At 59.3% G+C, this 21499-nt stretch carries 18 protein-coding genes and 1 tRNA gene; 14 read left to right on the top strand and 5 right to left on the bottom strand.

The features are described from left to right. Nucleotides 1-11 precede the first annotated feature (11 nt). The 7 genes from PREDE_RS00510 (at nucleotide 12) to PREDE_RS00480 (ending at nucleotide 8081) form a co-directional block, all read left to right on the top strand. Nucleotides 12-1286, top strand: coding sequence for an FtsW/RodA/SpoVE family cell cycle protein (locus tag PREDE_RS00510; protein WP_005845736.1), 1275 nt, complete (start codon nucleotides 12-14; stop codon nucleotides 1284-1286). A 96-nt stretch (nucleotides 1287-1382) separates the two neighbouring features. Continuing rightward, nucleotides 1383-2498, top strand: coding sequence for an undecaprenyldiphospho-muramoylpentapeptide beta-N-acetylglucosaminyltransferase (murG, locus tag PREDE_RS00505; protein WP_015298326.1), 1116 nt, complete (start codon nucleotides 1383-1385; stop codon nucleotides 2496-2498). Nucleotides 2499-2528: 30 nt separating this feature from the next. Continuing rightward, nucleotides 2529-3908 carry a UDP-N-acetylmuramate--L-alanine ligase gene (gene murC / locus PREDE_RS00500; protein ID WP_005845734.1) on the top strand — a complete coding sequence of 460 codons (1380 nt, stop codon included), beginning with the start codon at nucleotides 2529-2531 and terminating at the stop codon, nucleotides 3906-3908. 3 nt (nucleotides 3909-3911) lie between these two features. After that, a complete protein-coding gene (locus PREDE_RS00495) occupies nucleotides 3912-4706 on the top strand; it encodes a hypothetical protein (RefSeq protein ID WP_005845733.1) in 795 nt (264 codons plus the stop codon). Between the two features lie 16 nt (nucleotides 4707-4722). Further along, nucleotides 4723-6171 carry a cell division protein FtsA gene (ftsA, locus tag PREDE_RS00490; RefSeq protein ID WP_005845731.1) on the top strand — a complete coding sequence of 483 codons (1449 nt, stop codon included), beginning with the start codon at nucleotides 4723-4725 and terminating at the stop codon, nucleotides 6169-6171. A 66-nt stretch (nucleotides 6172-6237) separates the two neighbouring features. Then, nucleotides 6238-7596, top strand: coding sequence for a cell division protein FtsZ (gene ftsZ, locus PREDE_RS00485; protein WP_005845729.1), 1359 nt, complete (start codon nucleotides 6238-6240; stop codon nucleotides 7594-7596). Between the two features lie 32 nt (nucleotides 7597-7628). After that, on the top strand, nucleotides 7629-8081 hold the full coding sequence (locus PREDE_RS00480; RefSeq protein WP_005845727.1) for a GatB/YqeY domain-containing protein: 453 nt from the start codon (nucleotides 7629-7631) through the stop codon (nucleotides 8079-8081). Nucleotides 8082-8211: 130 nt separating this feature from the next. Here the strand turns inward: PREDE_RS00480 and recO are convergent, their stop codons facing one another. Continuing rightward, on the bottom strand, nucleotides 8212-8934 hold the full coding sequence (recO, locus tag PREDE_RS00475; protein WP_005845725.1) for a DNA repair protein RecO: 723 nt from the start codon (nucleotides 8932-8934) through the stop codon (nucleotides 8212-8214). Between the two features lie 108 nt (nucleotides 8935-9042). Between recO and PREDE_RS00470 the strand changes: the two genes are divergently transcribed. The 7 genes from PREDE_RS00470 to PREDE_RS00440 all read left to right on the top strand — a co-directional run bounded on the left by PREDE_RS00470 (nucleotide 9043) and on the right by PREDE_RS00440 (nucleotide 17221). Next, nucleotides 9043-9117 (top strand) — tRNA-Glu (locus PREDE_RS00470). 26 nt (nucleotides 9118-9143) lie between these two features. Beyond that, the gene (rpsT, locus tag PREDE_RS00465) at nucleotides 9144-9398 is read left to right on the top strand and encodes a 30S ribosomal protein S20 (RefSeq protein ID WP_005845723.1); all 255 of its coding nucleotides are present in this window, start codon (nucleotides 9144-9146) and stop codon (nucleotides 9396-9398) included. A gap of 209 nt (nucleotides 9399-9607) precedes the next feature. Further along, nucleotides 9608-11581 carry a DNA topoisomerase (ATP-hydrolyzing) subunit B gene (gene gyrB, locus PREDE_RS00460; protein ID WP_005845721.1) on the top strand — a complete coding sequence of 658 codons (1974 nt, stop codon included), beginning with the start codon at nucleotides 9608-9610 and terminating at the stop codon, nucleotides 11579-11581. Nucleotides 11582-11827: 246 nt separating this feature from the next. Next, nucleotides 11828-12841 carry a hypothetical protein gene (locus PREDE_RS00455; protein ID WP_005845720.1) on the top strand — a complete coding sequence of 338 codons (1014 nt, stop codon included), beginning with the start codon at nucleotides 11828-11830 and terminating at the stop codon, nucleotides 12839-12841. Between the two features lie 155 nt (nucleotides 12842-12996). After that, the gene (locus PREDE_RS00450; RefSeq protein WP_005845718.1) at nucleotides 12997-15351 is read left to right on the top strand and encodes a glycoside hydrolase family 95 protein; all 2355 of its coding nucleotides are present in this window, start codon (nucleotides 12997-12999) and stop codon (nucleotides 15349-15351) included. Beyond that, complete coding sequence (locus PREDE_RS00445) at nucleotides 15351-16307, top strand: alpha-L-rhamnosidase N-terminal domain-containing protein (RefSeq protein ID WP_005845716.1); 957 nt, start codon at nucleotides 15351-15353, stop codon at nucleotides 16305-16307. The genes PREDE_RS00450 and PREDE_RS00445 overlap by 1 nt, the downstream gene beginning before the upstream one ends. Nucleotides 16308-16318: 11 nt before the next feature. Further along, nucleotides 16319-17221, top strand: coding sequence for an AraC family transcriptional regulator (locus PREDE_RS00440; RefSeq protein ID WP_235777496.1), 903 nt, complete (start codon nucleotides 16319-16321; stop codon nucleotides 17219-17221). Here PREDE_RS00440 and PREDE_RS00435 read toward each other — a convergent pair. The 4 genes from PREDE_RS00435 to PREDE_RS00420 form a co-directional block, all read right to left on the bottom strand. Beyond that, nucleotides 17187-17825, bottom strand: coding sequence for a DUF3109 family protein (locus PREDE_RS00435; protein WP_005845712.1), 639 nt, complete (start codon nucleotides 17823-17825; stop codon nucleotides 17187-17189). The two genes, PREDE_RS00440 and PREDE_RS00435, sit on opposite strands and share 35 nt — an antisense overlap. A 35-nt stretch (nucleotides 17826-17860) precedes the next feature. Next, on the bottom strand, nucleotides 17861-18523 hold the full coding sequence (ung, locus tag PREDE_RS00430) for a uracil-DNA glycosylase (protein ID WP_005845710.1): 663 nt from the start codon (nucleotides 18521-18523) through the stop codon (nucleotides 17861-17863). A gap of 87 nt (nucleotides 18524-18610) precedes the next feature. Further along, complete coding sequence (gene gpmI / locus PREDE_RS00425) at nucleotides 18611-20128, bottom strand: 2,3-bisphosphoglycerate-independent phosphoglycerate mutase (RefSeq protein ID WP_005845709.1); 1518 nt, start codon at nucleotides 20126-20128, stop codon at nucleotides 18611-18613. Nucleotides 20129-20233: 105 nt separating this feature from the next. Continuing rightward, nucleotides 20234-21496 (bottom strand): SGNH/GDSL hydrolase family protein, encoded by a 1263-nt coding sequence (locus tag PREDE_RS00420; protein ID WP_005845708.1) that lies wholly within the window; start codon nucleotides 21494-21496, stop codon nucleotides 20234-20236. Nucleotides 21497-21499: the final 3 nt, after the last annotated feature.

The following is a 21499-nucleotide window of genomic DNA, read 5'->3' as shown; positions in this document are numbered from 1 at the left end:
CCACAAGCCGAATGAACAAAAGACTCGGAAACATATTCAAGGGCGACAAGGTCATCTGGATGGTCTTCTTCTTCCTTTGCCTCATCAGCATCGTCGAGGTGTTCTCCGCCTCGTCTGAACTGACTTACAAGGGGGGCAACTACCTTGCGCCCATCATCAAGCACATCCTTATCCTCGGCGTAGGAATCCTGCTCATGGTGGTCACACTGAACATCAAGTGCCGTTATTTCAAGATAGGCACCTTCCCGCTGCTCCTCATTTCTTTCCTCACGCTGATTTGGGTGTACTTCGCCGGACAGTCCACCAACGATGCCCAGCGCTGGATTTCCATTCTGGGCATCCAGTTCCAGCCCTCCGAATTTGCCAAAGGGGCCATGGTTTTGGCCACCGCCCAGATTCTCAGCGCCATGCAAACCGATACCGGGGCCGACCGCCATGCCATGCCCTACATCCTCTCCGTGGGCGTGTTCATCATCCCACTCATCGGAGCAGAGAACCTCTCCACCGCCGCCTTGCTCTGCGTGGTGCTCTTCTTCATGATGGTCATCGGCCGCGTACCCGGCCAGCAACTCGGCAAGCTCATCGGGGCCGTGGTGCTGCTCATCACCGGTGTCGTGACGCTGGTCATGGTGCTGGGCACCGACATCAAGGAGCTGTCGCCCGAGAACAACCTTACCGAGCAGGTAGCGCAGACCAGCGGACAGTCTGAGGGCAAGCGCAGCAGCGGAGTGCTCCACCGTTTCGATACCTGGAAATCGCGCATCGACAAGTTTCTCGACAGCAAGGAAGTGCCCCCCGAAGACGTTGACCTCGACAAGGACGGACAGGTGGCACACGCCAACATCGCCATAGCCACGAGCAACGTCATCGGCAAGGGCCCGGGCAATTCCGTGGAGCGCGACTTCCTGTCTCAGGCATTCTCCGACTTCATCTACGCCATCATCATCGAGGAGACGGGCATTGTGGGCGCCGCCTTCGTGGCCATGCTCTATATCATCCTGCTCTTCCGCACGAGCCGCATTGCCAGTCGGTGCGAGAACAATTTCCCGGCTTTCCTGGCCATGGGGCTGGCCCTGCTGCTGGTTACACAGGCCCTTTTCAACATGTGCGTGGCCGTGGGCCTGGCCCCCGTCACCGGGCAGCCGCTGCCTCTGGTGAGCAAGGGCGGCACCTCATCTGTCATCAACTGCGTCTACATCGGGGCCATCCTCAGCGTGAGCCGCTCGGCCAAGCGCGCCGCCACTATCCGCAACGAGAGTCCGAAGCCCCTGGCAGCCGAAGCATAAGTGGCTCATACTTAGCGTAAAAAATAAATAAAGTGGGGCGAAAATGGCCAAATCATATTTTTTTTGATTACTTTTGCCGAAAATAAACAAGGTCAAATGGACAACGAATTGAGAATCATCATCAGCGGAGGCGGTACCGGAGGCCACATCTTCCCGGCCGTCTCCATTGCCAATGCCATCAAGGCCAAGCATCCCGATGCCAAGATTCTGTTTGTCGGTGCACTCGGACGCATGGAGATGCAGCGCGTGCCGGCGGCAGGCTACGAGATTAAGGGGCTGCCCATCTGCGGCTTCGATCGCAAGCACCTGCTGAAAAACATCGCCGTGCTTTTCCGCATTTGGAAAAGCCAGCGCATGGCCAAGCACATCATCAAAGACTTCCGTCCCATGGCGGCCGTGGGTGTTGGCGGCTATGCCAGTGGCCCCACCCTCAACGTGTGTGCCGAGCGCGGCATCCCCTGCCTCATCCAAGAGCAGAACAGCTACGCCGGGGTCACCAACAGGCTGCTGGCCAAGAAAGCGGCCAAGATATGCGTAGCCTATGAGGGCATGGAGCGATTCTTCCCGGCCGACAAGATTGTCATGACCGGAAACCCCGTGCGCCAGAACGTGCTCTCCACGCCGCTCTCCCGCGAGGAGGCCCGGCGCCAATTCGGTCTCGCCCCCGACAAGAAGACCATTCTGCTTGTGGGCGGCAGCCTCGGCGCACGCACCGTCAACGAGAGCATGCGCCGCCACCTGGCCGAAGTCAAGTCCTCGGAGGTGCAGTTCATCTGGCAGACCGGCAAATTCTACAATGACGAGATGAACCAGGCCGTGACCGCTTTCGGCGACATCCCCAATCTCAAGACACTCGACTTCATCAGCGACATGGGTGCGGCCTATCAGGCGGCCGACCTTGTCATCAGTCGCGCCGGTGCCAGCTCCATCAGCGAGTTCTGCCTCATCGGCAAGCCCGTCATTCTCGTGCCCAGTCCCAATGTGGCCGAAGACCACCAGACCAAGAACGCCATGGCCCTCGTGAGCCGCGACGCCGCCGTCTACGTGAAAGATGCCGACGCTCCCGACATGCTGCTGAGCACCGCACTGCAGGTTGTGGCCGACGATGCCAAGCTGGCCTCGCTGAGTGCCAACATCCAGAAACTGGGCCTCAAGGATTCGGCCGACATCATCGCCGACGAGGTGGTGAAGCTGGCCCGCACCGCCCGTTAACGACACATCGCAAACATTTCGCACAAATACATGGAACTGAAAGACATCAAAGCCGTCTATTTCGTCGGAGCCGGCGGCATCGGCATGAGTGCCATTGCCCGCTACTTCATGCGCAAGGGACTCGTGGTGGCCGGCTACGACAAGACACCGTCGGCCCTGACCCGCCAACTCGAAAAGGAGGGCATGATTATCCATTACGAGGAAAATGCAGCCGAGATTCCCCATGCCTGCCGCGACCGCCAGTCGTGCCTTGTGGTCTACACTCCGGCCGTACCGGCCGACCATCAGGAGCTGCAGTTTTTCCGTGCCAACGGCTTCGAGATCGAGAAGCGGGCCCAGGTGCTGGGCATTCTCACCCGCACCCACAAGGGACTCTGCGTGGCCGGCACCCACGGCAAGACCACCACGTCGGCCATGTGCGCCCACATCATGCACCAGAGCCACGTAGACTGCAACGCCTTTCTGGGCGGCATCTCCAAGAACTACGGCACCAACTACATCCTCTCCGACAGCAGCGACTACGTGGTCATCGAGGCCGACGAGTTCGATCGCTCGTTCCACTGGCTCCGTCCGTGGATGAGCGTCATCACCGCCACCGACCCCGACCACCTCGACATCTACGGCACCAAGGAGGCTTATCTCGAAAGTTTCCGTCACTACACCGAGCTCATCCAGCCCGGCGGAGCCCTCATCATCCATACCGATCTGGAGATGCGGGCCAACGTGAAACCCGACGTGAAGACCTATACCTACAGCCGCGACAAGGGCGACTTCCATGCCACGAACATACGTATTGAGAATGGCGAAATCACGTTCGACCTGGTTTCGCCCGTGGAGGCCGTGCCCAACGTGCGCCTCGGCCAGCCCGTGCCCATCAATATCGAGAACAGCGTCGCTGCCATGGCCATGGCCCAGCTCAACGGCTGCACACCCGAGGAGCTGCGGTTCGGCATGGAAACCTACCACGGTGTGGACCGCCGCTTCGACTTCAAGGTTCGCAACGACCGCCATGTGCTGCTCTCCGACTATGCCCACCACCCGCAGGAGATACTCCAGAGCGCGCGCAGTCTCAAGGAACTCTACCGGGGCCGCAAGATCACGGCCATCTTCCAGCCCCACCTCTACACCCGCACGCGCGACTTCTGTGCCGATTTTGCCGACGCGCTGAGCCATTTCGACGAGGTGATTCTCACCGAGATCTACCCCGCTCGCGAACAGCCCATCCCCGGCGTCACCTCGCAAATCATCTTCGACCGGCTTGCCCCCGGCGTGGAGAAGAGCATGGTGCAGCGGGCCGATGTGCTGGATCTCGTGAAGCAGCGCGACTTCGACGTGCTCATCATCCTGGGGGCCGGCGACCTCGACAACGACGTGCCGCAGATGGCCCGCATCATCGAAGCCAAGAAATAGCCGATGCACATCAACTGGAGAAAGGTAGTCCTGGGTGCGCTCGATGTGGTGCTTGGCGCCTACATCATCGTTGCCTTCACCGCGTTCAACAAGCCGAACGAGGCCGCCTACGTGTGCACCCAGGTCAACATCAACATCCAGGACGAGGCCACCAACGGCTTCATCTCGGCCGGAGAAATCAAGTCACGCTTGGAGCGCAACCGGCTCTACCCGCTCAACCAGCCCATGAAGCAGGTCAATGCACGCCGCATTGAGGAGATGCTCAAGCTGAGCCCCTTTGTCAAAAATGCCGAGTGCTACAAGACGCAGGACGGCCACGTGTGCATCACCCTCACCCAACGCATGCCCACCCTGCGCATCAAAGCAGACAACGGCGAGGACTACTATCTGGACGACAACAACAGCATCATGCCCAACTCCCACTACACCAGCGATCTCATCATCGCCTCGGGACACATCAACCAGTGGTATGCGCGCAACTACGTGTCCCATCTGGCCAATGCCCTTACGGCCAGCGACCTGTGGCGCAACCAGATAGAGCAGATCCATGTGCTGCCCGACCACGGCATCGAACTGGTGCCGCGCGTGGGCGACCACATCGTCTACATCGGGCGGCTGCCCGAGACACGGCACACGGGCCAGCGGAAAAAACTCGTCACCGACTACGTCAACCACAAGATGGACCGGCTGGAAAAGTTCTACAAATACGGCCTCTCGCAGGCCGGTTGGAACAAGTATGCCTATATCAACATCGAGTTTGACAACCAGATTATCTGTAAAAAACGAAGTTTGAACTGATTTATAACACATACCAATGGCAGAATTTATAGTAGCAATAGAACTGGGTTCATCCAAGATGACCGGTATTGCAGGCAAGAAAAACCTCGACGGAAGCATCAGCGTGCTGGCTGTCGTCAAGGAAGACTCTACGACCTGCATACGCAAGGGTGTGGTCTACAACGTGGACAAGACGGTGCAGACCATCTCCACCATCGTCAAGAAACTCGAGACCGCGCTCAAGGCCAAGATAGCCCATGTCTATGTGGGCGTGGGCGGGCAATCCATCCGCAGCATCAAGAACACCACGGTCAAGGAGCTGCCCCAGGACACCATCGTCACCCAGGATATGGTCATCGAGCTCATGGATGCCAACCGCAGCATGCAGTATCCCGAGCAGGAGATTCTGGACGTGGCCATTCAGGAATACAAGATTGACAACCAATACCAGCTCGACCCCGTGGGCATCCAGTGCCGACACCTCGAAGGAAACTTCATCAACATACTCTGGCGCAAGTCGTTCTACCGCAACTTCAACAAGTGTTTCGACAACGCCGGCATCGCCATTGCCGAGGTCTACCTGTCGCCGCTGGCCCTGGCCGACGCCGTGCTCACCGATGCCGAACGCCGCGGCGGCTGCGTGCTCGTCGACCTGGGTTCGGACACCACCACCGTCTGCGTGTACAATAAGAACATCGTGCGCCACCTGGCCGTCATTCCTCTGGGCAGCAACAACATCACGAAAGACATTGCCTCGCTGCAGATGGAGGAGAAAGACGCCGAGCAGATGAAGCTCAAATTCGCCAGCGCCTACACCGACCCCAACGACATTGACCTAACCCAGACCTACCCCATTGACGGCGAGCGCTCGGTGGAAATGAGCAAGTTTGTCGACATTGTAGAGGCCCGCATGCAGGAGATTATCGAGAATGTGTGGTGCCAGGTGCCCAGCGAATACTACGACAAGCTGCTTGGCGGCATCGTCCTCACGGGCGGCGGCTCCAACATGAAGAACATAGAGCGCGCCTTCCGCAACCACACCCGCCTGGACAAGATACGCGTGGCGCGCTTCGTGTCGCACACCATCCAGTCCAACCATCCGGCCATCACGGCCAAGGACGCCACCATGTGTACCGTGCTGGGTCTGCTCGCCCGTGGCGATATGAACTGCGCCGGCGACGAATTCAGCAGCACGCTCTTTGCCACCGACGCCCCCACGGCCGCCCCGTTGGCCGACGGCCCCAAGAGTCCGCGCCCCCTCATTGAGACCGCCGGCAAGGGCATCGTGCAGACCGAGGCCGAGAAAGCCGAGGCCGAGAAAGCCCGGCTGCGCAGACTGCAGGAAGAGGAGGAACGGCGACGCGCCGAAGAAGCCGAGGAGGAGGAGCGGCGGCGCAAGCGCGAAAACTCCCTGCTACACAAGGTGTTCACCGGACTCAAGACTTTCGGCAAGAAGATGGTCGAGGACGAGGAAGACGACAAATAAGCCGCCCCGACGGGCCACGGCAGTGACGCACAACAGAGAATCACACCCATTTAAAGACAGCCAGATATGATGTCAGACAACAGCAACAACAATTACAATACTGAAAACCAGAAGCCGTCCATCCTCGACTTCGGCGACACCGACCAGAAGGACAGCATCATCAAGGTCATCGGCGTAGGTGGTGGGGGCGGCAATGCCGTGAACCACATGTACCGCGAGGGCATCCACGACGTGTCGTTCGTGCTCTGCAACACCGACGCCCAAGCCCTCAACGACTCGCCCGTGCCCGTGCACTTGCAGCTCGGCAAGGAGGGTCTCGGGGCCGGAAACCGTCCGGCGCGCGCCCGCGAGGCCGCCCTCGAGAGCATCGACGACATCCGCCGCATGCTCAACGACGGCACCAAGATGGCCTTCATCACCGCCGGCATGGGCGGCGGCACCGGTACGGGTGCCGCGCCCGTCATTGCCCAAGCCAGCAAGGACATGGACATTCTCACCGTGGGCATCGTCACCATTCCTTTCCGCTTCGAGGGCCCCAAGAAGATAGACCAGGCCCTCGACGGCGTTGAGGAGATGGCCAAGCACGTGGACGCGCTGCTCGTCATCAACAACGAACGGCTACGTGAAATCTATCCCGACCTCACGTTGCTCGACGCTTTCGGCAAGGCCGACGACACGCTGAGCGTGGCTGCCAAGAGCATTGCCGAGATCATCACCATGCACGGCATCATCAACCTCGACTTCCGCGACGTGCAGACCGTGCTCAAGGACGGCGGCGTGGCCATCATGTCCACCGGCTACGGCGAGGGCGAGGGCCGCGTGAAACAGGCCATCGACGACGCCCTCAACTCGCCGCTGCTCAACGACAACGACGTGTTCAACGCCAAGAAGATACTGCTCTCCATCAACTTCTGCGACGAGAAGAAAGACAATCAGGGCCTCATGATGGAAGAAATGAACGACGTGAACGACTTCATGGCCAAGTTCGGCGAGGACTTTGAAATCAAGTGGGGCGTGGGCACCGACCCCGAACTGGGCAAGAAAGTCAAGGTGACCATCCTCGCCACCGGCTTCGGCGTGAAGGATGTAGAGCCCATGAGCCACCGCGGCCGCCACTCGCAGGAGGAGGCCAACCGCATTGCCGAGGCCGAAGAGCGCGCTGCCGAGAAGCGCGACCGCCGCGACCGCTACTACGGTAACGACGTGAGCAACACACAGCACAAGCGTCGGCCGCACATCTTCCTCTTCAGTCAGGCCGACCTCGACAATGAAGACGTCATCCTGGCCGTGGAGAACACACCCACCTACAAGCGCACGCGGCAGACGCTCGAGGCCATCCGCAACCAGGCCAACGGCGTGAAACCCGAGCCCGAACCCGAGGAGAATACAGACCCCACGCCGGGCATCATCAACTTCGGCGTGTAGTCTTCACCAGCATTGACAGAAAGGAAACAGCCATGGCAACACTATTCGACCAGGTGAGCAGCGACATCCGCACGGCCATGAAGGCGCGCGACAAGGTGCGCCTCGAAGCCCTGCGCAACATCAAGAAGTATTTCATCGAGGCCAAGACGGCCCCTGGGGCCAACGACACGCTCGACGATGCCGCCGCCCTGAAGATTTTGCAGAAGCTCGCCAAGCAGGGCGAGGAGAGCGCAGCCACCTACAACGGCGCGGGCCGCAGCGAGCTGGCCGACGCCGAACTGGCCCAGGTGGCCGTCATCAAAGCCTATCTGCCCCAGCCGCTCACCGAGGCGGAGGTCGAGGCCCAGGTGCAGGCCATCATCGCCCAGACCGGTGCATCCGGCATGAAAGACATGGGCAAGGTGATGGGCCAGGCCGCCCAACAGATGGCCGGAAAGGCCGACGGCAAGGCCATCTCCGCCATCGTGCGCCGGCTGCTGGCCTAAGCCCGCGGCCCGCGAGGCCTCCAACGCGCTACGTCCACGGCCTCATCGCATCGCCTTTACGCCGTAACCGCCGCGTCATTACACCGTAATGGCGCGGCGGTTACGGCGTTTTCGCAGACCCGTTGCACCGTCAGAACAACTCGTGCAGCACGTCCAGCGACTTGAGTTCCGGGAAGCCGGCCACGTGAAGCCTGTAATAATAGAGGATGATCTCCGTGCAGCGGTTGCGCTCCTGACGCGACATGCGGAAGAAACGCATGTTGTCAAAGTCCATGCGCATGAGCAAACCGATGCGCGAAGCCTCGTCGGGACGCAGATAGTCGGGGTGGCCCGGCTGTCGCAGCACGAAGCAGCCGTTGCGCAGGTCGAACCACGCCCCGCGCACATTGTCGGCCAGATTGGGAAAGAAACCGATGAAGCGCGAGAGCCTCATCATGAAAACAAGGTGGAAATTGGCGTAGCCCGATGTCACGTTGTCCAGCCAGGCGATGCTGCGCTCCACGTAGTCGTAGAGCTGTTCGTTCTGCAGTTCGCCGCGCGTGGCGTACGTCAGGAACTCGGCAGTAAAGAGCGAAATGGAAAGCTTGGCCGCGTCGAACGGTATCGACACAAAGGGGGCGGCCAGGCGCAGGTCGCGAAAACGCTGCAGCTGCTGCGCCGGCCGGTGGTCGAACACCAGCTCAAGCACGGTAAGCGGCTGGAACAACTGCTTCTTCGTGCGGCCGCGGCCGGAGCGGCTCAGATGGCAGATAAAGGAGAGGCGGCCCTGCACGCGCGTCAGCACATCGACGATGAGCTGCGACTCTCCATATTTGAGCGCATGGAGCACAACAGCTCGGGTTCGGATTTCCATACGGTCGCAAAAATACGAAAAACCAAGCAATTAGCGAAAAATTCCGTCTGGAAATTTGGCCGGATAAAGAAAAAGCACTAACTTTGCACCCGCAAAATTAAAGCCGACGGTCCCTTCGTCTATCGGTTAGGACGAGAGATTTTCATTCTCTAAAGAGGAGTTCGACTCTCCTAGGGACTACCATTGAGAAAAATAAAGTAGAAATTAAGATGGCAAATCACAAATCATCACTCAAGAGAATCCGCCAGACCAAGGCGAGAACGCTGCACAACAAGTATTACGCAAAGACCATGCGCAATGCCGTTCGCAAGCTCCGCTCGCTCACGGACAAGGAAGAGGCCGCTAAACTGTACCCTGTAGTTCAGAAGATGCTGGACAAGTTGGCCAAGACCAACATCATCCACGCCAACAAAGCAGCCAATCTGAAGTCGAGTCTGGCCCTCCACGTCAACAAGCTCGGCTAAGCGCCGCTTGCACCGGTTCATACCATACAAGGTCGCATATCCTCGTGATACGCGGCCTTGAATCGTTTCGGTCCACAGGCTTCGCAGGGACGCGGCCCGTCGTCGGCCGCCCGTGACAATCCGCCGTTTGCACCGTAATTTCGGCGGCAAAGTTTTCTCGGTATGCCGATTTTTTAGTATCTTTGCATCAAACAATCGCAAAACAACAAATGGCAGACATTCTCAATTCGGAAGATAATTATTCAGCCTCCAACATTCAGGTGCTGGAGGGCCTTGAGGCCGTGCGCAAACGCCCGGCCATGTACATTGGCGACATCAGCGAAAAGGGTCTGCACCATCTCATCAACGAGACGGTGGACAACTCCATCGACGAGGCCATGGCAGGCTTTTGCCAGGACATCGAGGTGACGCTCAACGAGGACGGCTCGTGCACGGTGCAGGACGACGGCCGCGGCATTCCCGTGGATGAACACGAGAAACTGCACAAGAGTGCACTCGAAGTGGTCATGACCGTGCTGCATGCCGGCGGCAAATTCGACAAGGGCTCCTACAAAGTGAGCGGCGGTCTGCACGGCGTGGGCGTGAGTTGCGTGAACGCTCTGTCCAGCCACATGCTCTCTCAGGTCTTCCGCGACGGCAAGATTTACCAGCAGGAATACGAGAAAGGCAAGCCACTCTACCCCGTCAAGGTCATCGGCGAGACCGACCGTCGCGGCACGCGCCAGCAGTTCTGGCCCGACGCCGGCATCTTCACCACGACCACGTTCCAGTGGGACATCGTGGCCCGCCGCATGCGCGAGCTGGCCTTTCTGAACGCCGGCATCCGCATCACACTGACCGATCTGCGCCCCAACGACGAGGGCAAGACGCGCCGCGAGGTGTTCCACGCCAAAGATGGACTCAAGGAATTCGTGCGCTACATCGACCGGCACCGCACACATCTCTTCGACGACGTGATCTATCTGAAGACCGAAAAGCAGGGCCTCCCCATCGAGGTGGCCATCATGTACAACACAGATTACTCGGAGAATCTGCACTCCTACGTGAACAATATCAACACCATCGAGGGTGGAACCCACGTCACAGGCTTCCGCATGGCCCTCACCCGCGTGCTGAAAAACTATGCCGACAACGACGCGCAAATCTCCAAACAGATCGAGAAAGCCAAGATTGAGGTGGCCGGCGAAGACTTCCGCGAGGGGCTCACGGCCGTGATTTCCATCAAGGTGGCCGAGCCGCAGTTTGAGGGCCAGACCAAGACCAAGCTGGGCAACAGCGAGGTATCGGGGGCCGTGAACCAGGCCGTGGGCGAGGCTCTGACCAACTATCTGGAGGAGCATCCCGTCGAGGCCAAGCAGATTTGCGAGAAAGTGATTCTGGCCGCCACGGCCCGCGTGGCCGCCCGCAAGGCCCGTGAGAGCGTGCAGCGCAAAAGCGTGATGAGCGGCGGAGGGCTGCCCGGCAAGCTGGCCGACTGCTCCAACAAGGACCCCAAGCAGTGCGAGATATTCCTGGTCGAGGGCGACTCGGCCGGCGGCTCGGCCAAGCAGGGCCGCGACCGCTACACGCAGGCCATACTTCCACTGCGCGGCAAGATTCTGAATGTGGAGAAAGTGCAGTGGCACAGGGTGTTCGAGGCCGAGTCGGTGATGAACATCATCCAGAGCATCGGCGTGCGCTTCGGCGTGGAAGGAGAGGACGACCGCGAGGCCAACATCGACAAACTGCGCTACGACAAGATTATCATCATGACCGATGCCGACGTCGATGGCTCGCACATCGACACGCTCATCATGACGCTCTTCTTCCGTTTCATGCCGAAAGTCATCGAGGAAGGACACCTCTACATTGCCACCCCGCCCCTCTACAAGTGCACCTACAAGGGCAAGGTGAGCGAATATTGCTACAACGACCAGCAGCGACAGGCCTTCCTCGACAAGTATGCCGGAGGCGTGGACGACGGCAAGAGCATCCACACACAGCGTTACAAGGGTCTCGGCGAAATGAATCCCGAGCAGCTGTGGGAGACCACCATGGACCCGGGCCAGCGTCTGCTCAAGCAGGTAACCATCGAGAACGCGGCCCAGGCCGACGAGATATTCTCCATGCTCATGGGTGACGACGTGGAGCCGCGCCGCGAATTTATCGAGGAGAATGCCGCCTACGCCAACATCGACGCATAGGCCACGGGCCGGTGACCAAGGCCGGCCGGGCGCTCCACGGAGCACCCGCACAACGCTTGTCCCCCGGCAGCCATCCCCCGGCAGCCGGGGGACAAGTGTTTCATGAAGAGGCCGGCGGCATGATTTTTAAGGGAAGAACCATAAAAAGCAGACCTTTTGCTTTCACCTTATAGATATTATCCGTATCTTTATCACAAGCTTAAATCTAAAGTGAAAACATCTATTTCAATTCTTAAAAGCAACACTATGAAAACAAGAAGACAGCTGCTCGTGCTGGCCGCATGGGTCATCGGCGCGGCAGCAGCACACGCCCAGCTGGGCATCATCAAGAAAATCAAGCAAACTGCAACGACTGCCCAAGGGGTTGTAGACATGGCCAACGGCGACCACAAGTTCAGCAACACCTTGGGACCGGAGGGCGTCTACCGCAGCCGGACGCGCCAGGTCATTCTCGACAAGACCCACGAGACGGGCGAGCTCAAGGGCAAGAAGGTCACCTACACGTTTGAAAAGAACGGCGATGTCGTGCTCGACGACGGACAAAAAGTGGGCCATATCCACGACAACGGCACGATCGACTGCCACGGCACCGCGGGCTACATCAAGCTGGAAAGCAACGGCGCGGTGAGTGTGGGCGGAGACAACATTGGCCATATCGACGACGGAGGCCATGTATATATGTTCGGAGTTGTCGAGGGCATGTACGAAGGCATGAGCAAACCACAGGCAGCTTTCCTCTATTATGGCATCTGCCAAACCAAGGAAAACATGGCCAAACTCAAACAGGAACAGGCCGAACGTGCCAGACAACGGGAAGAAGCCGCCAAAAGACGGGCCGCCATGGAAGCCTCGAACAATGCAGCGGGCCGCGGCGGCGGCTCCTCTCAGGGCAAAGCCCGCGAGTATAGCATCCAGAAAGGCGGTGCCCGCGGCTTCGTTGACGAGAATGGCGTGGTCTACAACTGGGCGCACAAAGTGGTGGGACGTCTGCCCAAGGGCAACGGCGACATCACCAACGCCAGCGGTTCGAGCATCGGTCGCATCTGGTCGGGCGACATCAAGGATCGTTCGGGCAACCTCGTCTGCCACGTTACCAGCGGCGGCTCCATCTCGGTGAGTGGCTCCAATGCCACCGTGGCCGAGGTGAGGGGTGGCGGACGCGTGGACACCACACAGGGCTCCAAGACGCTGGGCTACTGCGACTGCCGCAATCCCGTATGGACGGCAGCCATCATCTTCTGCAATTTCTTCGGCTTCTAAACACCGCGCGCACCCATCGCCGCGCCAGTCGGCACCATGACAGTCTGAACGGAAAGGGATTCCGACTCTTTCCGTTCAGACTTTTTTATGCCTTTAACTTTGGAAAATGGCGAAAAAAACGTACTTTTGCATCATTATCATGTAAAGGCTACGAAATGAAAACAATCCACTGCCTGACGTTCCTTTTCTTCCTGTCGTCCACCCCGCTGGCCGCCCAGACCCGACACCAGCCCCTGCGCCTGTGGTACGACCGCCCGGCCACATGCTTTGAAGAGTCGCTGCCCATTGGCAACGGAAAGCTCGGAGCCATCATCTACGGCGGGCCCGACGACAACGTGATACACCTGAACGACATTACCTTCTGGAGCGGAAAGCCCGTGGATCTCACCATCGACAGCGACGCGCACGTGTGGATTCCCAAAATACGCGAGGCCCTCTTCCGCGAAGACTACCGGCTGGCCGACTCGCTGCAGCACCATGTGCAGGGAGCCAACTCCCAGTATTACCAGCCGCTGGGCACGCTCCGCATCCGCGACCTGCAGCCCGGCGAGGCCTCCGGCTACCACCGCCAGCTAAGTCTCGACAGCGCCGTGTGCCACGACCGCTACGTGCGCGGCGGCGTGACCTACACGCGAGAGTACTTCGCCTCGGCCCCCGACAAGGTGATTGCCGTCCGTCTGCGGGCCTCGCGCCCGGGCATGCTGAGTTGCAGCATCGGCCTCGGCTCGCAGGTGGACCACGGCACAAAGACCTCAGACCGCCAGATCATCATGACCGGCAACGCCGCAGGAGACCCGCAGGAGACCATCCACTTCTGCACCGTGCTGCGAGTGAGCAACGACGGCGGCTCGGTGGAGCGCACCGACAGCAGCCTCGTTGTGACGGGGGCCAACGGTGCAACCATCTACTTGGTGAACGAGACGAGCTTCAACGGATACGACAAACACCCCGTGACCCAAGGGACTCCCTACATCGAAAACGCCATGGACGACGCCTGGCATCTCGCCAACTACAGCTGCGACAGCCTGTTGAGACGCCACCTCGACGACTATCAGCCCATCTTCCACCGGGTGAGCTTCACCCTCGACGGCAGTCGCTACAACGCCACGCAACCCACCGACAGCATGCTGCGCGCCTACGGCAGCCAGCCCGCCTACGACCGCTACCTGGAGGCGCTCTACTTCCAGTTTGGCCGTTACCTGCTCATCAGCAGCTCGCGCACGCCGGGAGTGCCGGCCAATCTGCAGGGATTGTGGAACGAAAAGAAGAAAGCCCCATGGCGCGGCAACTATACCATCAACATCAATCTGGAAGAGAATTACTGGCCCTGCGACGTGGCCAACATGCCCGAAATGTTTGCACCGCTGGCCACATTCTGCCAGAATCTGGCCCAAACAGGCGCGCAAAACGCCCGCAACTACTATGGCATCGGCCGGGGATGGAGCTGTGGCCACAACTCGGACATCTGGGCCATGACCAACCCCGTGGGCGAGAAGAGAGAGAGCCCCACGTGGAGCAACTGGAACATGGGCGGGGCATGGCTCATGCAAAATGTGTACGACCACTATCTCTACACCCAGGACCGCGACTACCTTTCCGGCACGGCCTATCCGCTAATGAGGGGTGCCAGCGACTTCATACTGGACTGGCTGGTGCCCAATCCCCGGAATCCCGAGGAACTGATAACGGCTCCCAGCACGTCGCCCGAAGCCTACTACGTGACTGACAAAGGCTACAAGGGAGCCACCCTGTACGGCGGAACGGCCGACCTGGCCATCATCCGCGAGCTCCTCACCAACACGCTCGAAGCCGCACGCACGCTGAACCGCGACAGGGCCTACCAAGACACGCTGCGCCACACGCTGGCCCGGCTGCATCCTTACACCGTGGGCCGGCAGGGCGACCTGAACGAATGGTACTACGACTGGGCCGACGAGGACACCTGCCACCGGCACCAAAGCCACCTCATCGGGCTCTATCCGGGTCACCAAATCACCGTGGGTGCCACGCCCCAGCTGGCCCAGGCGGCGGCCCGCTCACTGGAAATGAAGGGCGGGCGCACCACGGGATGGAGCACCGGATGGCGCATCAACCTGTGGGCCCGGCTGCACAACGCCAGCCAAGCCTACCGCATCTATCAGAAACTGCTGGCCTATGTAGACCCGGCCCACACCCAGAAACAGCACGGCGGAACCTTTCCCAACCTCTTTGATGCGCACCCGCCTTTTCAGATTGACGGCAACTTCGGCGGCACCGCCGGCGTGTGCGAGATGCTGATGCAGAGCGACGGCAAGACCATCGAACTGCTCCCGGCCTTGCCCGAAGCCTGGCCGGCGGGCGAGATTTGCGGCTTGCGGGCCCGCGGCGGCTTCGAGGTGAGCATGGGCTGGAAAGACGGACGCGTGACGTGGGCCGAGATTTCGAGCGGCAAGGGCGGCAAGGTGAACGTGAGCTACAACGGCCGGGTAAAGCCAATCAGCGTGGGCAAGGGCAAAACCAAGACGCTCTGATGCACCGGCTGACGCCTTTTCTGGCCCTGCTCCTGTGGGCGATGCCATCGGCCGCACAGGGGTTCGACACCCATTGGATAAGGATGCCGCAACCCGACAGCACGTCGCACGTGTGGTTTCGGCAGACCTACCTGCCCGCAGGCCGTGCGCGCGATGCCAGCATCACCGTCGTGACCACGGGCTTTTTCAAGCTCTACGTGAACGAGTGCAACGTGGGCCGGGCCCTCTATTACCCGGCGCGGGCCACGGGCGACGACGCTCCTGTGGCCATGACTTTCAACGTAACGCCCTACCTGCGCAGCGATACCGACGTGGTGGCCATTGCCTATTCGCCCGCCTGGCCGCATCTGAACTCCAGGCAAATCTCCGTGGCGTTCCATGGCCGTGCGGCCGACGGCACCCCATTCTGCCACTGGAGCGACGGCAACTGGCTCTGCAGAAAGGCCAATTCCTGCCTGACAACCGACGGCCGCGAGCGGGTGGACGGTCGGCGTCACAACGCCGCATGGCGGACGGCATGGTTCGATCCGGCCTTGTGGGTCAGTGCCGAGACACAGGCCGACAGGTCCGACGAGCAGCCAGAAAGCAGTCTGCCAGCCGACAAGCACCGGCCAACCGACGGCGTTGCCCCACACATCGTACGCCGACGCGGCTGTTCCTACATCGAGACCGTGGGTAAGGGCGTGGAGCTGGAGTTCGGGCAAGGGTTCCACGGACGGCTGCGACTCACCCTGCGCAACGCCCTGCCGGGCGAACGTATCTGCATGGACGGACTGGAATATATCTGCAGCGGGGAAATGGACGAACAGGCCTGCCCGGTGTTCCTCACCCACAACTACCGGCGTCCACGGCTTACCGGCGACAGCCGCTTCCGGCGCGACCAAGTGACTGAAGCGGAAGCACTGGAGACTTCCTGCGCTTCCGATTCTCAAAGAAATATGTTACCTTTGCACTGATGACAGGGAAAATGACCAATCAGACAGAACTCAAGGAGATTACCGTAGAGAGTACACGGATAGCCAGCAACGGCAGCTACATCGATGATGACCTCACGCTCGTGGACGATATTGCCCGGCTTCCCTTCCCCCAGGAGCCGCGCCGCGTGCGCGCACTCATCCTGGCCCTCTGCACGAGTGGCAGCATGGAGTACAGCGTGGACACCATCAAACACACGGTATTTGCCGGCGACATCATCATCATCAACAGCGGACAGGTGACCGACGACTACCATAAGAGCCCCGACTGCACGGGCATTGCCTTGGTGATTTCAGACCAGTTCTTCTACGAAGTCCTCTCGGGCGTGCACGAAATTTCCTATCTCTTCACTTTCTCGCGCACGCATCCCGTGTTCCATCTCACCGAGGAGGAAATGCAGAACACCGGCAACTACTTCCATCTCATCAAGCGCAAGGTGGACGACACGGGCCATCGGTTCCGACGCGACACGGTTCGCTCGCTCATCCAGGCCCTGATCTACGACACTGGCGATACTATCTCACGCATACAGGCAACCAGCCAAACCCTGGGAACGAGGGCTGAACACATCTACATTGAGTTCATGCGGCTGGTGGAACAAGAGTTCTATCATGAGCGGCGGGTGGGGTGGTATGCCCGCCAACTGTCCATCACGGCGAAATATCTGTCCGAAACCGTGAAGCAGGTGAGCCATCAGACGCCCAACGAATGGATAGACTACTACGTCGTGCTGGAGCTGCGCACGTTGCTGCGCAGCACTACAAAGAGCATCAAGGAAATCACGGAAATGATGCACTTCCCCAACCAAAGCTTCTTGGGGAAATACTTCAAGGAGCATGTAGGCGTAAGCCCTTCGGTGTTCAGGAAGAAGCCTCTGAAGACACTCTCCGCCTGATTTCTTCGCCCACCTCACACAATTCTTCATACCATGCCCGCCCAAAACGCCGGATGAGCGGCTCTTTCAGAAACTCGTAGATGCGCAAGTCGAGTTCCCGTCCTTTCTTCACGGCATCCCGACAAATGTCCCAACGATGATAGTTGAGCCCGACAAGGCCGCCACCGAACTGCTTCTCGCGAATGGGATAGAGGGCACACGAGATGGGCTTGCACCACGAGGTGCGCCCGTCATGGCACGCCCGTTCCAAGGCGCAAAGGCAGCAATTGTGGATGGTGTGGCCGTCTGTCCTGTCGTCCAAATCCTCATAACAAGTGAACACGCAATCCTTGCCGTTCACAATGCTCGTCACCAAGTCGCCGTCACGGTCGGCATAAGCCACGCCCTGTCGGTCGACCACGCTTTGGGCCGAAGCCGAAAGCTGGGGCCAAACCTCGTCGAGACAGGACTCAATGCTCCCTATTTCGTCGAACGTTACCGGTGCGCCGGCATCGCCCTCAACGCAGCACCGTCCCTTGCAGGCATCGAGATCACAGCAGAATTTTTCGGTGAAAATATCGGGGGAAACCAATACGTCCCCTATCTGAAGAATGTGAAGTTCCATAAAACGCTATTCCAAACTCCCGCCTCATGTGGTTCCTACCACTCGATTTCAGCCGCTCCGTGCGCACGGAGATAGGCATTGCAGCGGGAGAACTGATGCTGCCCGAACCATCCGCCACGGTTGGCCGAGAGTGGTGAGGGGTGTACCGACTCAAGCACCAGGTTGCGCTGCTGGTCAATGAGATAGCGTTTGCTGCGTGCATAGCCGCCCCAAAGCATGTAGACAAGGTGTTCCCGATGGGTGCTCAAGGCCTTGATGGCTGCATCGGTAAACGTGTCCCAGCCCAGTTTCTGGTGGCTGTTGGCCTGATGGGCACGCACGGTGAGCGTGGCATTGAGCAGCAACACGCCCTGCTCGGCCCAGCGGCTGAGGTCGCCCGACTGGGGCATAGGCCGTCCGAGGTCGGTTTCTATCTCTTTGAAAATGTTGAGAAGCGAAGGCGGCATCATCACTCCCTCGGGCACGGAAAAACTCAATCCCATGGCCTGCCCCGGCTCATGATAGGGATCCTGACCGATAATCACCACTTTCACACGGTCGAAAGGACAGAGATTGAACGCGTTGAAGATCAGCCGTCCGGGAGGATAGCACGCTCCCCGGCGGTACTCTTCGCGCACCGCCGAGGCAAGCGCGGAGAAATAAGGCTTGGCAAACTCGGGCTCAAGTTCCCGATGCCACGATGTCTCAATGTTGACCATACGGATTGGCAAGCATATAAAAGATAACAGATGCGCGGCGACGCACACCGGGTACATCCGCCGCGACATCTGCAAAGAGCATGCTAATTAGTCCTTAATCAGGTTTTCACCCGTCATGTCGGACGGCTGTTCCAGCCCCATGATGTGGAGGATGGAGGGGGCCACATCGGCCAGACGGCCGTCCTTCACCGTGGCCGAGTTGTTGTTGGTCACGTAAATAAAGGGCACGGGATTCAGAGAATGGGCCGTATTTGGCGAGCCATCGGGGTTGATGGCATTGTCTGCATTGCCGTGGTCGGCAATGATGATGGCCTCATAATCATTGGCTTTAGCAGCCTCGATCACGTCGTGTACGCATTGGTCCACTGCCCAAACGGCCTTGGCAATAGCGTGGTAAACACCGGTGTGGCCCACCATATCGCCATTGGCAAAGTTCACCACAATGAAGTCGTACTGCTGGGTATTGATGGCCCCCACCAGCTTGTTCTTCACCTCGAAAGCACTCATTTCAGGCTTCAAGTCATAAGTAGCCACTTTTGGCGACGGCACCAAGATGCGGTCTTCACCGGCAAAAGGCGCCTCGCGTCCACCATTGAAGAAGAACGTGACATGGGCATATTTCTCGGTCTCAGCCGTATGGAGCTGGCGCAGTCCATGCTTGGAGAGGTACTCGCCAAGCGTGTCTTCCACGTTCTCCTTGGGGAAGAGCACGCCCACGCCCTTGAAGTTGGCATCGTAAGGAGTCATGCAATAGAACTTCAAGTCCTTGACGGTGCGCATGCCCTCCTCGGTCATGTCCTGCTGGGTGAGCACCTGCGTGAGTTCCTTGGCACGGTCGTTGCGGAAGTTGATGAAGATAACCACGTCGCCTTCCTGAATGGTTCCGTCCACGTTGGCGTTGCTGATGGGCTTGATGAACTCGTCGGTCACGCCCTCGGCATAGCTTTCTTCCATGGCCTTCACCATGTCGTCGGCCTTCTTTCCCTTGCCCTCGACGAGCAGGTCGTAGGCTTCCTTCACACGGTTCCACCGCTTGTCGCGGTCCATGGCATAGAACCGACCGACGATGCTGGCGATGTGAGCTTCGTTGGCCTCGCACACTTTCTGGACATCCCCAATGAATCCTGCACCGCTCTTGGGGTCGGTGTCGCGGCCGTCCATGAAGCAATGCACGAAGACATTCTTCAGTCCATACTCCTTGCCCACCTCGATGAGCTTGAACAGATGGGCGAGCGAGGAGTGCACGCCACCCGTCGAGGTGAGTCCCATGAGGTGGAGCTTCTTGCCCGTTTTCTGGGCATAGCTGTAAGCCTCGACGATTCCTTTGTTCTTCAGGATGTCGCCACTCTGGCAGGCCTTGTTGATTTTCACCAAGTCCTGATACACGATACGGCCGGCGCCAATGTTCAGATGGCCCACCTCGGAGTTGCCCATCTGCCCGTCGGGCAGCCCCACATCTTCGCCGCAAGCCATGAGTTGAGAGTGTGCGCTCACTGCGTACAGATAGTCGAGATAAGGTGTCGGTGTGTTGAAAATCACATCGCCCTTACCATGCTTGCCGCATCCCCATCCGTCGAGGATCATCAATAAAGCTTTCTTTGCCATAATATTCTTTTGCTGTTTAATGTTTTAAAACTGTCGTTAACCCAAAGGGTTATGCAAAGTTACCACCTTTTCGCCTACTGGCAAAATCTAAATCCATAAATTGATTTAAAGCTGCGGTTTTGCCGCAGACACCACTTCGGCGGCCAACCGCCCCATCTCTTTGTATCCGGCTGCATTGGGATGCAGACAGTCGGCCAGCCGCCACTCGGGGCGCAAGGCCTGTGGGTCGGACGGATCGCGCATGAGCCGGTCGAAGTCGATCACGCCGTCGGCCTCTTTCTGCGTGCGTATCCACTCGTTCAGCCACTGTCGGCCGGCCTCGTGGTTGGCCGAAAAATAACCCGCCCCCTTCATGGGCGTGATGGTGCCAAGGTAGACTCGCAAATGGGCCCGCCGGCATTTCTCCATCATCTGCCTGTATTGCTCGGCCAGTTCACGAGCCGTGACCAGTGCGTCACGGCTGTTGCCCAGGTCGTTGATGGCCTCAAAGATGATGACGTCTGTCACGCCGGGCTGCCCCAAAATGTCACGGTCGAACCGGTCGCGGCCGGGCTGCCCGTAGCCCACGGACAGCACCCGATTGTTGCCTATCCCCAGATTGAGCACCCCAAACTGCTTGCGAACGCCGTCTCCCTGCTGCTGCCGGCCGGCCGGTTCACCGTTCAAGTTGAAGCTCATCTCGTCGGGCCATCGGTTCTGGTGGTCGGTGGTGGAGCCCTTGCCGTCGGTGATGCTGTTGCCCAGAATGGCAAACGTGCGCACGTCGTTGGCATAGACGGCCAGCGAGGAGATGTTGAACCATTTCTCATAACGGAATGCCTGCGAGAAGTCTGTATGCGGCTTGCTGCTGCCTCGCAGGATATACGAGGTGGTGCGCGACCCCATGTGCACCGTCGGCACCTTGGGGGCCCGGCGGTAATTGATGGTAATGGCCACACGCTCCAGCGGACTCAAGGCAAACCGCTCGGCATCCGAGCAGACGCGCTTGCCGGGTGCCAGCGTCACCTCCTCGCGCCCCTCGAAGTGCAAATACTGCGCCGTGGCGGGGTCGATGCGAAAGGAGTCGAGGGCATGGGCAATGTAGACGGAGCGTATCTCGACGGGCTCCGTGGAGAAGATGTTGGACAGTTCGAGACGCAGGATGTCGCCCCCAGCCGACACTTTCACGATTTGCCGCACCGAACGGTTGGTCATCTCGTTGTTGTAAGGCATGTAGGCCTTCACCGGAATCTGCATGGCCGTGGCCCACGTGCCTGTCCAATGGCCGGTCAGGCTGGGCAACGGACGGGGACGAACAGGTAGTGGCGGTTGGGCCGTGGCCGCTACAACCACAACCGACAGCAGGAGCAACAACAGTTTTCTTTTCATAAG

Source organism: Prevotella dentalis DSM 3688, from assembly GCF_000242335.1.
GTDB classification, from domain to species: Bacteria; Bacteroidota; Bacteroidia; order Bacteroidales; family Bacteroidaceae; genus Prevotella; species Prevotella seregens.
The sequence above is the reverse complement of the archived record's forward strand: the minus strand, read 5'-3'. Positions and strand labels throughout refer to the sequence as shown.